The following is a 12,473-nucleotide window of genomic DNA, read 5'->3' as shown; positions in this document are numbered from 1 at the left end:
CCGCACACAGTATCGCTACAGACGTACTCCGGTCTCCGCGGAAAAGAAGTACACCTCGCCGGCCTTGGGCAGCAGATGAAGCGACTCCCCCGGTGCCACCGACATCTTCCGGTCGACGCGAATGACGATTCGACCGGATCGGCTCTGCCACTGCGAATCCGGGGCACCCTTTGCATAGACGAACGATTCGGCTCCCAACTCTTCGAGCAGATCGGCATCCACGGCCAGCGAGCCCTTTCGCCACGCTCCCACCAGATCCCACGATTCCGGGCGCACTCCCACGACGACCCGCTCCCGCTCGGACGCCCCGGTGGGCAGCGGAATCCGCAGATCACCGAGCACTGCGACGGTTCCCTCGACCGGCGCTTCGATCAGGTTCATGCCGGGCGATCCGATGAAGGCGGCCACAAAGGTGTTGACGGGGTTGTCGTAGAGTTCGCGCGGCTTCGCCACCTGCTGCAAGCGACCGTCCAGCATCACCGCCACTCGGTCCCCCATCGTCATCGCTTCGACCTGATCGTGGGTGACGTAGACCGTCGTGGTGCCGAGTCGACGCTGTAGGGCGGCGATCTGCGACCGTGTGCTGACGCGCAGTTTGGCGTCCAGATTACTGAGTGGTTCGTCCATGCAGAACACCTTGGGATGGCGAACGATGGCTCTACCCATGGCAACTCGCTGACGTTGCCCGCCCGACAGCTTTGCCGGTTTCCGTCCGAGCAAGGGTTCGAGTTCGAGCATCCGCGCGGCCTCGAGTACCCGTTCCCGTCGCTCGGCCTTTCCCACTCCCGCGTTCTGGAGCGCAAAACCCATGTTCTGCTCGACGGTCATGTTCGGGTACAGCGCGTAACTCTGAAACACCATGGCGACGTCACGTGCTCGCGGAGCGAGGTGCGTGACGTCCGTGCCGCCGATCTCGATCCGGCCGTCCGACGCGGACTCGAGACCGGCGAGCATTCGCAGGCTGGTGGACTTACCGCAACCGGAAGGTCCTACGAGTACCAGGAACTCACCGTCGGCGATGTCGAGGTCGAGACGGTCGACTGCCGGTCGATCGGTTCCTTCGTAGCGGTGCGTGACTCCCGCGAATTGCACGTTGGCCATGAGTGTTCTCTCCTACTACTTCGGCAGCTTGGGGGTGATCTGCCGGTCGATGATCTGCTGCAACTGCGTGGCAACGCCGGCGAATGTCGATGCGACGTCGGCCTTCTGGAGAGCGATCTGCTCGAGTCCGGTGCCGATGATCTGATCCCCACCCGGGACGAACACGCGTGCGTAGTCCTGCGAGCGCGTACGCGAGAGCTGATCCACAGCGGTACGGGAGTTGGGGTTCGCGTCGAGGAACGCCTTCATGCTCGGCTCCGAGGTTGCCGACTTGCGGACCGGCATGTAGCCGACGTTCTGCGAGAAGTACGCCGTGTTCTCACCATTGGTGATGAAGTCGATGAACTTGAGCGCGTTCTTCTTACGCTGATCGGAGATCTTGGACGGGATGGCAAGCCCGGCACCGCCGGTGGGGCAACCGGGAGTTCCGTCCACTGCCGGGAGGAAAGCGGTGCCGAAGTCGAAGTTGGCAGTCTTCTTGATGCCGGACAGATCGCCCGTCGACGCGATGGTCGACGCCAGAATGCCGGTACCGAATTCGTTCGCGATGTCAGTGGAGACCGCGGCGTACTTCTTGTCATGAATCATGCTGGAGAGGAACTGCCCTGCGGCAATGGTCTTCTCGTTGTCGAGCTGCAGATTCCACTGGTCGGAGTACGAGCCGCCGAACGTCCAGATTGGGCCTTCGTAGGTCCAGCCGAGGTAATCCTTCGCGTTGCCCCACCCGTGTGCCAACTTGCCGTTGCCCACGACCTTCTGCAGCTCGGGTCCCCACTCGTCGAACTCCTGCCATGTCGCCGGCCCACGGTCGGGAAGACCTGCCTGCGACCAGACCGCCTTGTTGTAGTAGAACAACGGCGTCGACCGCGCGTAGGGAAGCGCATAGTGCTTGCCCTGGAACAGGTAGTCGGCGAGCAGTGAATCGACGTAGTCGGCCGAGTCGACCCCCACCTCGGAGAAGAGTCCGTCGAGCGGCTCGATTGCCCCGGCCAGTGCATAGTTGAACCACCAGACATCGGACAGCACAACCACATCGGGCACATCTCCACCGGAGAGGGCAGCGTTGAACTTCTGTGCCACCTCTTCGTAGTTCTTGCCGCCGTCCACCAAGTTGACCTTCAGGTCCGGGTACTTGGTCTGGAAGCGGTTGATCAGTTCCTTCTCCACGTCGGTGGACTTACCCGGGTGGTTCGACCAGAAGGTGATGGTGTTGGAATCACCCGACGCACCGGATGTTCCCGCAGCATCAGCGCTCGACCCGCCGGATCCCGCGCACGCGGTCAGTGCGGCTCCGGCGGCGATTGCACCGCCGAGGCTCAAGAATCCGCGCCTGTTCATGTTTGCCATTACTGCTCCTCGAGAAAGAAATGTGACGGGAAAGCTGTCAGCCCTTGACCGCACCGGAGGTGAGGCCCTTGATCATGTGTCTTTGCAGCAGAAGGAAAATCACCAGGATCGGTAGCATCGTCAGCACCGTTCCTGCCATGACCGGACCCCAGTTGGTAAGTCCGTCGTTGTTCTGCAGTTGGGTCAATCCGATCGGCAGCGGCGCTACCGAGGAATCGTCGGACATGAGGAACGGCCACAGGTACTCGTTCCATTCGTTGACCACCGTGATGATGCCGAACGCCACCATCGTGGGTCCGGAAACGGGGAGCACCACGCGCCAGAGCAACCGCCAGTGGCCGGCTCCGTCCATCCGCGCCGCCTCGACGATCTCCGAAGGGATCGAGAGGAAGTGGTTGCGCATGAGGAACGTACCGAAGGCTACACCCGCGAGCGGAACTATGATGCCCTGGAACGTGTTACGCCAGCCCCACTCTGCCACGAGCGCGTAATTCGAGATCACGGTGATCTGGTTCGGAACCATCAATGCGGCGATGATTCCGAGAAAGACGAAGTTCTTCCCCGGGAAGCGCAGGAAAACAAGCCCATAGGCGCTGAGAGTCCCCAGAACGAACTTCGCCGCCGACAGAATCGTCGTGATCACTATCGAGTTCCGCAAGAACATCCAGAACGGGACCGATGTGGTTGCTTCCGAATAGTTTTCGGGATGCAGCGACGACGGCCACCACGTTGCCGGCTGCGTGTAGATCTCCGGGCGCTCCTTGAACGAGGTCATCACGATCCAGTAGAGCGGCAGGACGATGATGACCAACGCGATCACCATTGCCGCATAGCCGAGGATCTTCACACCGACCTCACGCCGGTCCACGTTCTTGCGGTCCGGCCCCGGCCTAACGACGGAAGTCGGAGCAGCGCTTTTCTTTTCCTCTACCGCTGTCATTTCTCTTCTCCCCGATCCATGGCACGAACCTGGTAGACGGTGATGATCAGCAGGATCAGGAACATGATGGTGGCAACCGTCGCACCGTAGCCCGCCCGGAAGTTTCGGAACGTCTCGTTGTACACCTGGTAGACCATCGTCGTCGTCCCCGTACCCAGCGGGCCACCACGGGTCATGACGTTGATGATGTCGAAGACCTGGAGCGAGTTGAGCATGACGGTGATGGAGAGGAAGAACGTCGTCGGGCGCAACTGAGGTAGGAGAACCCGGCGGAACTTGGTCCACGGCTTGGCACCGTCGATTTCGGCGGCTTCGTTCAACTCTTGCCGAACTCCTTGCAGCGCAGCGAGATAGATGACAAACGTGTAGCCGAGGTTCTTCCACATGTATGTCACCGTCACCATGAACAGCGCCCAGTGGGGGTCCTGATAGAAGTCGGGCGATTGGAGTCCGACGCGGTGCAGGAGATCCTGGATCAGACCGAAGTTGGGGTCGAAGACGAACTGAAACGCGACACCGATCGCTGCACCGGAGATGACGAACGGAGCGAAGATGGCCGACCGGACCAGGTTTCGCCCGACGAGCTTGCGATCGAGCAGCATGGCCAACGCCAAACCGATGACCATCGAACCCACCACTGTGACCAATGTGAATACCACTGTGTTGGTGACGATCTGCCAGGTGTCGCTTCGTCCGAACCACTCGCGGTAATTGCTCAGCCCGATGAACGTCGCCTTCGGGTCCGCAATGTTCCAGTCGAAGAACGAAAGTCGGATGTTGTCCACCAGCGGGCGATAGGTGAACAAGATCAGCAACGCGAGATTGGGACCTACCAAGAGCGCGAACAGCGCGTAATCACGCCATGGTCTGCCCCACAGACCTGGCTTGCCTGAAGTGGGCAGCGTTCTTTCCGGACTCGATCTCACTGAGGCAGTCTGACCGCCCGCAACGAATGAATGGTGAACGTACAAGACACTCGAGCTGAACGCGACACGAAAAAGGCCCTGCGCGAATACTTCTCGCGCAGGGCCTTCCTCGTCGATGTCTAGCGGTTCCAGTCACCCAATCCGTCGGCGCCGCTGAGGACTCCACCTGCGGTGTTCTGCACGATCACCGGGTCGCCCTTGCCAGCGTTCTCGAAGAACCACTTGGCATCCTCGGTGCTGACATTGAGGCAGCCGTGGCTGACGTTGGTGAAACCCTGTTGCGCAACCGACCACGGAGCTGCATGGACGAAGATGCCACTGTAGGAAATTCGCGTCGCGTACTCGACGTAGGTGCGGTACCCCTCGGGAGAATCGATCGGAACGCCGTACGTGGACGAATCCATGTACATGTCGCGCAGCTGCTCGCCGACGATGTACGTGCCGTTCGGTGTTTCGTGGCCCGGCTTGCCGAACGACGTCGGCATGGTGCGCACGACCTCGCCGTTGCGGGTGACCGTGACCTGCTTGGTGTTGTCGTCCGCGACCGTGACGAGCGCATCACCGATGTTGAACGTGGAGTGCGAATCACCGGCGTCGACGGTCACGGAGATGTTCGCCGGCCAGAACTGTGTCGGCTTCCAACGGACCTGGCTGTCGTTGATCCAGTAGAAGCTGCCCTCGACCGGCGGATCGGTGGTCACGCGAATAGCGCGTTCGGCCGTCGCACGGTCGCCGACGGCCTCGTTGAATCGAATGATGATCGGCTGCGCGATACCGACGGTCTCACCCGCAGACGGATTGAGTGACGGAGCGGAGAAGTTGGGGACGCCGATGGGCGCCTGGATCGGCGTACCCGGGATGCCCGGAACCGGAATTGCCGGGTCGAGGTACGGAACGCCGGGGATCACGGGCAACGGAATGTCGGGTCCACCGGGAAAGAGCGGAACAGCCGCGGAGGGTCCGGCCAGAGCGAGGCCGGCGGCCACTGCTCCGACGATTGCCACGGCAACCCGTGACGTCCGACGACCCTGTTTGCTGCCCATGTCACTACCTTCGCTCGACTGACCACGTACTCACGTGGATCGTGCGCGGCCGGCATCGATACCCGCCTGGTACCGATGCCGATGCACCATTCGGACGCACCCGCTCGGAGCACACCTACACACCCGAGCACACCGAAGAGAGCAAACCGCACATTTCCATAGTCATTAACACACAAAAGCGGCAATCGAGCAATTCGGATGTTCGCCCAAACGTTGCTATCCCTCGCTCCGGGCAGCCGCCAACATGGATTCGATGGAGATGAGTTTGGTTCGCGGCCGTCCGGTTGCGGCACCGGATGCGCGTTCTGCCTTGTCGATACGCTGCCAACCTTGATAGTCCACCTGATCCGGCGACCGGTCTGCCAACAAAACCTGCAACTTGTCGGCATCCTCGGTCGGGGCGGCGAGGCGCCCACCAGCGAAGTCGTCGAAGATCATCGACACGGTCTCGGCGGAGCAGTACTTGTTGGTGCCGATCACGCCAGTCGGTCCGCGCTTGATCCAACCCGCGACGTAGACACCCGGGATCGGCGTGCCGGTCTCGGTGTCGATTACTCTGCCGTTCTCGTTGGGGATCACGCCGCGAGCGTCGTCGAAGGGCAAGTCGGCCATCGGTGTGCCGCGGTATCCGACCGACCGAAGCACCAGTGAAGTGTCGATCGTCTCCTCGGTCTCGGTAGGCCGGGCGGAGAGCTGACCGGTCGGCGTTGCCACCAATTCGTTTTTCACGATCCTCACCTGTGAGACTGCCCCGTCGCCGAGGACCTCGACGGGAGAGGTGAGGAACCGGAGAACGATCCGCTTGCGAGAAGGATCTGCGGTACGCGAAGCAAATTCCTGCGCCTGCTTGACCTTGAGCAGGACGGACGGCTCGGCGGCATCGCTGTCCACGAACGCCTGACTGGCCTCGTCGAGTTCGGCTTCGATCGGGTCGACGACTACGTCCACGTTCGCCATCTGTCCGAGCGCCAACAGTTCGGGATTGGTGTACGCGGCCTGCGCCGGCCCACGACGCCCGAGAATGACCACCTCACGAATCTTGCTGTTCCGCAGCGCTTCCAATGCGTGCTCGGCGAGGTCCGTCTTCGCAAGCTGGTCAGGGTCGGTCACCAGGATGCGTGCGACGTCGAGTGCGACGTTGCCGTTTCCGACGATCACCGCTCGCTCGCCGGACAGATCGAAAGTCCGATCGGCATATCCCGGGTGGCCGTTGTACCAGGCGACGAACTCGGTGGCGGCGTGACTTCCCGGCAGATCCTCGCCCGGGATCTCGAGCTTGCGATCCCCGGCAGCGCCCACCGCGTAGATCACTGCGTGGTGATGGTCCAAGAGTTCCGAATGCGAGATGTGGGTGCCCACCTCGACGTTGAAGTGGCAGCGCACAGTCTTCTTCGCGACGACGGCGCGGAACTGATCGGTGACCCCCTTGGTTCCGGGATGGTCTGGCGCCACGCCGGCGCGCACCAAACCGTATGGAGTGGGAAGTCGATCGAACATGTCGACCTCGACGCGAGGCTTGCCGGTCAGTTCCATCGCCGCGTAGCAGGCGGCCGGGCCGGAGCCGACGATCGCTACTTTCAGCGTTCCCAGTTCGGGATCGATCTTGGCCATCGTGATCGGCTCGGGCCAATCCGGGCCCATCGGATGCTTCTCGAAGTACGACGCGTTCATCTGCAGGTACGGCGCGTCGTCCTCGTCGAGTTCGTTGTCCGGGAAGATCGCCTCGACCGGGCATTCGTCCACACACGCACCACAATCGATGCAGGTGTCGGGATCGATGTAGAGCATTTCGGTGGTCGCGAACGGGGCTTCGTCCGGTGTCGGGTGAATGCAATTGACCGGACACACGTCAACACACGAGGCGTCGTTGCAGCACGGCTGCGTGATCACATACGCCATGACATTCCCCTATCCCTGAAACACGAAGCTCGAACTGGTTCCCAGACTATAACGTGTTCCAATTTGGCGCGAGAATCGTTTTCAGATCACCCCATTGCGCTTCAGCAGCCACACCGCCTGCACGGTGGCGTGACCGCGCCATTCCAACGCCGCGACGGGCGAATAGCTGTCGAAATCCACCGCCCAACCGCCGTCGCCATGTTGTCGCGCAGCGAGCGCAGACAGTTCGGACTCGATCACTGATGCGTCGAACAACGCGCGGGTCGGGCCGCCGGGAAGCGGTGAGAAATCGAGGGGCCGCATGAATTCGCCCTCGGCTCCCCCGTCCACGTGAACCAAGCCGTCAGCCGGGATACGCGAACCAAGAGTGCTCACCAACGACGACGCTTCGGGACTGTTCCGGTGAACCGCGTCGAGAAACTGCAAGGCAAAGGCCAGCTCGAGGGCGTGCAGAGAATCCGCTCCGTCGATCGCGTCGAGGCAATATCGAACGGCAGAGGCGAACCACGGATGTTCGGCGACGGCCTCGTCGAATTCGGCAACGCGAGCCGCTGCAGCACACACGATGCTGGTGATCTGCAACGACGGCGCCAACGGATCCGCATCCACCCAGAAGGGCGCACAACCGGCCGGGTCGGCGATCGGGAAGGCGAACGGCAAACCGCCGTCTGCCAGCGAATTGGTCTGCAACCAGTCGCACAGTTCGACCGCTCTGGGCGTCGGCGTTCCGATGTCGGCAAAGGCTTCGAAGGCGTGCAGCGCGCCGCCAGGTTGGCTCGATGCCGAGCGAAGATCCGGTTCGAGTCCCCAGCCGTACCCACCGTCCGGGTTGCGATAACTGTCCACAGCCGCCAATGCCGCGGTCCGGTCACCCTGTCCGAGAATCAAATTCAGTCGATGCCGATCGAGAGTTCTGGCATGTCCCGCCATGAACCCGACGGCCGCCCTGAGATCAACACTCATGAACGACGACTCAAGATTCGTCGCCGTCGAGCCGGAAGCCGACCTTCAACGTGACCTGGAAATGCGCCACGGCGCCGTTCTCGATGTGACCGCGAGTTTCCACCACCTCGAACCATTCGAGGTTGCGTACCGTCTCGTTCGCCCGGGCGATGGCGGTGCGAATTGCCGCGTCACTGCTCTCGGTGGACGAGCCGACGATCTCGGTCACCCGGTACACGTTGCTGCTCATGGCATTCCCTTCGTGTCAGATTCGACGAACCAACTCCTGCGCCTCGGCGCCGAGCCTCGCAAGGCGAAGATCACCGAGAGCTGTCACAGCACTACCCAACCTGTTGGTGGTGAAACCGAGCGAGAGTCCGCTGGACAGGTCCGCATACGCGCCTGAACCGCCGACTCCGTAGTGGCCTATCGCATTCCGCGGCTGCCGCCGCGCGGCAATGATCGGCGGGTGGTAACCGAGAGTCCAGTTGGGCCGCACCGCCAGCACGTAATCCCGATCGCGAGTCTGGATGGTCGACATCTGGTCGATGGTCGATTCCTTCAGGAACCGCTTCCCGTCGATCACGCCGCCGTTCGCGATGGCGCCGTACATCTTCGCGAGAGCACGCGCGCTGAACACTCCGTTCCAGCCCGGCATGACGGCGTCGTGGACAGCCGGGTTGCGCACCATGACGTCGAAACCGTCCGGCATCGCGGCCTCCGCGAGTCCGCGAGTCGGACCGACGTGTGAGAGCACGGTCGACGCGAAGGCCCAGTTCAAGCCGGCAGGGTTGATATGTGGGAACAGCTTCGCGATCCGTGGACGCTCGGTTTCGGGTACGCGGTACCAGAATTCGTCGACTCCGAGGGGCTTCGCTATCTCCGCTTGTACGACGTCGATGAACGGCTGACCGGACACCCTGGCCACAAGTTCGGCTACCAACCAGCCGTAGGTCACAGCGTGATAGCCGGGGCCTCGAAGCCGACGCGGATCCGGTTTCTCGGCAGCCAGGGCGGCAACGACCGCGTCGTAGTCCATCAGGTCGAGAGGATGCGGCATCAAGCCGCGAACTCGGTGAAGGCCCGCGCGATGTGACATCAGTTCACGGACGGTGATCTTGTCCTTGCCGGCCGCCGCGAATTCAGGCCAGTACCGAGCAACCGGGGCGTCGTAGTCGATCAACCCACGTTCGGCGAGTCGGTGAACGACGGTGCTGGCGACGCCTTTGCCGGTCGAGAACGACAGCGACACCGTGTCGTGGTCCCAGCGCCGATCACGATCGGCATTGCCGGCCCAGATGTCGAGAACTTTCTCGCCTCCCAGGTACACGACCAGCGCGCCGCCGCCTTGTTGCGGTTGGCGATACATCGCGAAAAAGCGGTCGGCCAAGGGAAGGAATCGCCGGTCCACGTACAGCTCGGTGCGCGAAGGCACCTCCACCCGGGCGAGCGAACCCCGTCGTGCACTGGGAGTCATCGCGTCCTCCGATCCCCGCTGATCAAGTTGTCCGGTCACCCGATCGGTGGCAGGAGCTTGACACCATTGTGACCACTGTCACGCAAGAGGCTCAGGGCCGGGGTGCCCTCACGGGGTGACCCACGTCGAAGTGCCGTCGCTGAAACATCCCTGACCTGTGGCGATATTGAAAACAAGGGTGGGACCACCTGAGCAGATCGCCCCGACGTCCGCGTCACCCACTGCCGCTCTGCCGCCAGGTCCGCTGAGCACGACGGCAAAGGGTGAGGAGTCGGTGCGACCGAGTGCGAGCGAACCCGGGCCGTACGCGACGGCGGCAAGTAACCCACCGCGCGACTCCGCCGCAGCAACGCCGCCGAAGAGGCCGAGGCCTGCCGACCTGCCGCCGTCTCGAGAATCCGCGACGCCGACGCCGTCGCCCTCGACGTGTGAAATCGCGTAACTGGAGGCATCTGCCACCGCTCGGCATGCGGATGACCCGTCGACGATCGTCTGATCTTGCCCGCGCGCCGAACAATCCAACGTCGCGGCTGACGCTGTTCCGCTACCGAGTGACAATCCGAAGGCGGCAAGAATCACGCCGCCCACCGCTAAGCTTGCTGCTCGCATTTTCCGGCGATCCATATCCAACCCCCACAGTGCATTCGACGTGACCGTACATTCGACGTCTGATCGAATTACCCGATATGTCCGCCTCTGACGCTACCCGTCTTTGTTCTTCCGATCGCGGTCCTTGCTCGGTTGAACACGTTTGGGTTCACCGGGCATTTTGGGATAGTTCGGCGGGTACGGCAGATCGCCCAGTCCCGCCGCCAGATCCTTCTCCCACATCTCCAACAGAACATCGAGGGCAAAGGCCTTGTCGTGCATGGCTTCCATCGGATCACCACGATCGGCGAGCAAGCCGGGAACCGTGGCGATGGTGCAGTCGTCTGGATGCACGTCGCGCAGTTCGTCCCAGGTCACCGGCGTCGACACAGTTGCGATCGGCGTCTTACGAGCGGAATACGCCGCCGCGATCGTCCGGTCACGGGCATTCTGATTGAAGTCGATGAAGATCCGTTCACCCCGCTCTTCCTTCCACCACGCGGTTGTGGCGCGATCGGCACTACGACGCTCGACTTCACGGGCGAGGGCGATACCCGCGTGGCGGACCTCGACAAAATCCCAGCGCGCCTCGAGCGGGATGTAGACGTGAAGGCCTCGGCCACCGGACGTCTTGGGAAATCCTTCCAATCCCAAATCGGCGAGCAGAGGGCGAAGGACCTCGTCCGCGATGGCAACGGCCTCGTCGAACCCGGTCCCCGGTTGCGGATCGAGATCGATGCGCAGTTCGTCCGGGTGGTCGGTGTCCGGGCACCGCACGGCCCAGGGATGAAACGTGACAGTCCCGAGATTGGCGGCCCACACGATGTTCGCAGCACTTCGCACTCGAAGGACGTCGGCCTTGCGACCCGACGGGAACGTGACCTCGCAGGATTCGACGTGCTCGGGCCGCTTTGCCGGCAGCCGCTTCTGGTAAACCTCTTCGCCCTCGATGCCGTCGGGGAATCGCTGAAGATGCGTGGGCCGATCTTGGAGCGCCCGCAACGCTGCACCCTGCAGCGCCACCGTTCGGTAGTACTCGACAAGATGCCGTTTGGTTCCGCCGTCCTCACCCAACTGCGGATAGTAGATCTTGTCCGGGCTCGACAATCGGACCGCGATCCCGTCGACGTCCAGTTCCTCTGCCGGGCTCGCCATCACTTACCGCCTGCAAGAACATCCGCGAAGTCGTATCGCACCGGAACCTCCAACTGATCGAATGTGCATTCGTCGGGCACCCTGTCCGGACGCCAGCGCAGGAATCGTGCAGCGTGCCGAAAGCGTTCCCCTTCCATCTGGTCGTACGCCACTTCGAGCACCCTCTCAGGACGAAGCGGAATCCAGGAGCGGTCTGCGGCCGATCTCCACCGGCTGGCCTCTCCCTCGGCTACAACGTCGTCCCCGAGGCGCAAAGGTTCGAGTTCGGCCAACAACTCGATCCGCCGCGCCGCGGTGAAAGCAGAAGCGCCACCGACCATCTTCAATTCGGAACCGTCGTACAGACCAAGAAGCATCGACCCGATACCTGGCTGACTCTTGTGGGGACGGTAGCCCAGCAGTACGACATCCGCGGTCCTGGCGTGTTTCACCTTGATCATCTCGCGCTTGTTCGGCAGGTACGGTCCCGCCAGCTTCTTGGCGACAACCCCGTCGAGACCCGCGCCTTCGAAGGTTTCGAACCAGGCCATTGCTTCGGCGCTGTCGGCCGTCGCTGCCGTGACGTGGCAACTCGGCCCGCCACCGACGCAATCGAGGAGCAACGCACGTCGAACCCCGAAGTCCTCGATCGAGACGTCGCGATCCCCGAGCGCCAGTAAATCGAACCCGACAAATTGCGCGGGCGTCTGTTCCGACAACAATGCGACGCGGCTCGCGGCGGGGTGAATCCGCTCGGAGAGCGCTTCCCAACTCAGGCGCGTCACACCGTCGATCTCACGGGGAACCACCAGTTCTCCGTCCACCACACATTTTTCGGGCAATTCAGACTTGACGGCTTCCACCGCCTCGGGAAAGTACCGCGCCAAGTCCTTTCCTCCTCGCGATCCGAGCACCACTTCGTCACCGTCACGAAAGATGATTGCTCGAAATCCGTCCCATTTCGGCTCGTACGACCACGTCGGGTCACCGGACTCGGGCTGAGGCGGCACAGTGGCCGCAGCCTTCGCGAGCATCGGGGCAAGCGGCGGCATCAGGGGTAGCTCCACCTACCCATA

At 62.4% G+C, this 12,473-nt stretch carries 12 protein-coding genes; all 12 read right to left on the bottom strand.

Annotation, left to right across the window (positions count from 1 at the left end):
- Positions 1 to 15 precede the first annotated feature (15 nt).
- The 12 genes from M1L53_RS19530 to M1L53_RS19475 all read right to left on the bottom strand — a co-directional run bounded on the left by M1L53_RS19530 (position 16) and on the right by M1L53_RS19475 (position 12,464).
- Positions 16 to 1,101: an ABC transporter ATP-binding protein gene (locus tag M1L53_RS19530; RefSeq protein WP_054187729.1), complete on the bottom strand. Its 1,086-nt coding sequence runs from the start codon at positions 1,099 to 1,101 to the stop codon at positions 16 to 18.
- A 15-nt stretch (positions 1,102 to 1,116) separates the two neighbouring features.
- Positions 1,117 to 2,448, bottom strand: coding sequence for an ABC transporter substrate-binding protein (locus M1L53_RS19525; RefSeq protein WP_003940485.1), 1,332 nt, complete (start codon positions 2,446 to 2,448; stop codon positions 1,117 to 1,119).
- Positions 2,449 to 2,485: 37 nt separating this feature from the next.
- Positions 2,486 to 3,388, bottom strand: a complete 903-nt coding sequence (locus tag M1L53_RS19520) for a carbohydrate ABC transporter permease (RefSeq protein ID WP_003939837.1) — start codon at positions 3,386 to 3,388, stop codon at positions 2,486 to 2,488.
- Complete coding sequence (locus tag M1L53_RS19515) at positions 3,385 to 4,359, bottom strand: carbohydrate ABC transporter permease (RefSeq protein ID WP_003940557.1); 975 nt, start codon at positions 4,357 to 4,359, stop codon at positions 3,385 to 3,387. Before M1L53_RS19515 ends, M1L53_RS19520 begins: the two co-directional genes overlap by 4 nt.
- Before the next feature lie 74 nt (positions 4,360 to 4,433).
- On the bottom strand, positions 4,434 to 5,357 hold the full coding sequence (locus M1L53_RS19510) for an Ig-like domain-containing protein (RefSeq protein WP_007731397.1): 924 nt from the start codon (positions 5,355 to 5,357) through the stop codon (positions 4,434 to 4,436).
- A 216-nt stretch (positions 5,358 to 5,573) separates the two neighbouring features.
- Complete coding sequence (locus M1L53_RS19505) at positions 5,574 to 7,256, bottom strand: FAD-dependent oxidoreductase (protein ID WP_050654825.1); 1,683 nt, start codon at positions 7,254 to 7,256, stop codon at positions 5,574 to 5,576.
- An 81-nt stretch (positions 7,257 to 7,337) separates the two neighbouring features.
- Positions 7,338 to 8,219 carry a hypothetical protein gene (locus tag M1L53_RS19500; protein ID WP_050654826.1) on the bottom strand — a complete coding sequence of 294 codons (882 nt, stop codon included), beginning with the start codon at positions 8,217 to 8,219 and terminating at the stop codon, positions 7,338 to 7,340.
- Positions 8,220 to 8,229: 10 nt separating this feature from the next.
- Positions 8,230 to 8,448 carry a dodecin gene (locus M1L53_RS19495; protein ID WP_003939815.1) on the bottom strand — a complete coding sequence of 73 codons (219 nt, stop codon included), beginning with the start codon at positions 8,446 to 8,448 and terminating at the stop codon, positions 8,230 to 8,232.
- Between the two features lie 15 nt (positions 8,449 to 8,463).
- Entirely contained in the window at positions 8,464 to 9,675 is a 1,212-nt protein-coding gene (locus tag M1L53_RS19490; protein WP_003940004.1) for a serine hydrolase domain-containing protein, read from the bottom strand.
- Between the two features lie 108 nt (positions 9,676 to 9,783).
- Positions 9,784 to 10,284, bottom strand: coding sequence for a DUF6764 family protein (locus tag M1L53_RS19485; protein WP_050654843.1), 501 nt, complete (start codon positions 10,282 to 10,284; stop codon positions 9,784 to 9,786).
- Positions 10,285 to 10,377: 93 nt separating this feature from the next.
- Positions 10,378 to 11,418: a non-homologous end-joining DNA ligase gene (gene ligD / locus M1L53_RS19480; RefSeq protein WP_050654827.1), complete on the bottom strand. Its 1,041-nt coding sequence runs from the start codon at positions 11,416 to 11,418 to the stop codon at positions 10,378 to 10,380.
- Positions 11,418 to 12,464, bottom strand: a complete 1,047-nt coding sequence (locus M1L53_RS19475) for an ATP-dependent DNA ligase (protein ID WP_039973226.1) — start codon at positions 12,462 to 12,464, stop codon at positions 11,418 to 11,420. Before M1L53_RS19475 ends, ligD begins: the two co-directional genes overlap by 1 nt.
- Positions 12,465 to 12,473 lie beyond the last annotated feature (9 nt).

Origin of the sequence: Rhodococcus sp. T9N, from assembly GCF_024436645.1 — a bacterium.
Taxonomy (GTDB): Bacteria; Actinomycetota; Actinomycetes; order Mycobacteriales; family Mycobacteriaceae; genus Rhodococcus_F; species Rhodococcus_F qingshengii.
Note: the sequence above shows the minus strand (reverse complement) of the source record. Positions and strands in the feature narration are given on the sequence as shown.

Bases quoted from the DNA above. Each gene is read 5' to 3' on its own strand.
- M1L53_RS19530 (WP_054187729.1), bottom strand. From the start codon at position 1,101: ATGGCCAACGTGCAATTCGCGGGAGTCACGCACCGCTACGAAGGAACC.
- M1L53_RS19525 (WP_003940485.1), bottom strand. From the start codon at position 2,448: ATGGCAAACATGAACAGGCGCGGATTCTTGAGCCTCGGCGGTGCAATC.
- M1L53_RS19520 (WP_003939837.1), bottom strand. From the start codon at position 3,388: ATGACAGCGGTAGAGGAAAAGAAAAGCGCTGCTCCGACTTCCGTCGTT.
- M1L53_RS19510 (WP_007731397.1), bottom strand. From the start codon at position 5,357: ATGGGCAGCAAACAGGGTCGTCGGACGTCACGGGTTGCCGTGGCAATC.
- M1L53_RS19505 (WP_050654825.1), bottom strand. From the start codon at position 7,256: ATGGCGTATGTGATCACGCAGCCGTGCTGCAACGACGCCTCGTGTGTT.
- M1L53_RS19500 (WP_050654826.1), bottom strand. From the start codon at position 8,219: ATGAGTGTTGATCTCAGGGCGGCCGTCGGGTTCATGGCGGGACATGCC.
- M1L53_RS19495 (WP_003939815.1), bottom strand. From the start codon at position 8,448: ATGAGCAGCAACGTGTACCGGGTGACCGAGATCGTCGGCTCGTCCACC.
- M1L53_RS19490 (WP_003940004.1), bottom strand. From the start codon at position 9,675: ATGACTCCCAGTGCACGACGGGGTTCGCTCGCCCGGGTGGAGGTGCCT.
- M1L53_RS19485 (WP_050654843.1), bottom strand. From the start codon at position 10,284: ATGCGAGCAGCAAGCTTAGCGGTGGGCGGCGTGATTCTTGCCGCCTTC.
- ligD (WP_050654827.1), bottom strand. From the start codon at position 11,418: ATGGCGAGCCCGGCAGAGGAACTGGACGTCGACGGGATCGCGGTCCGA.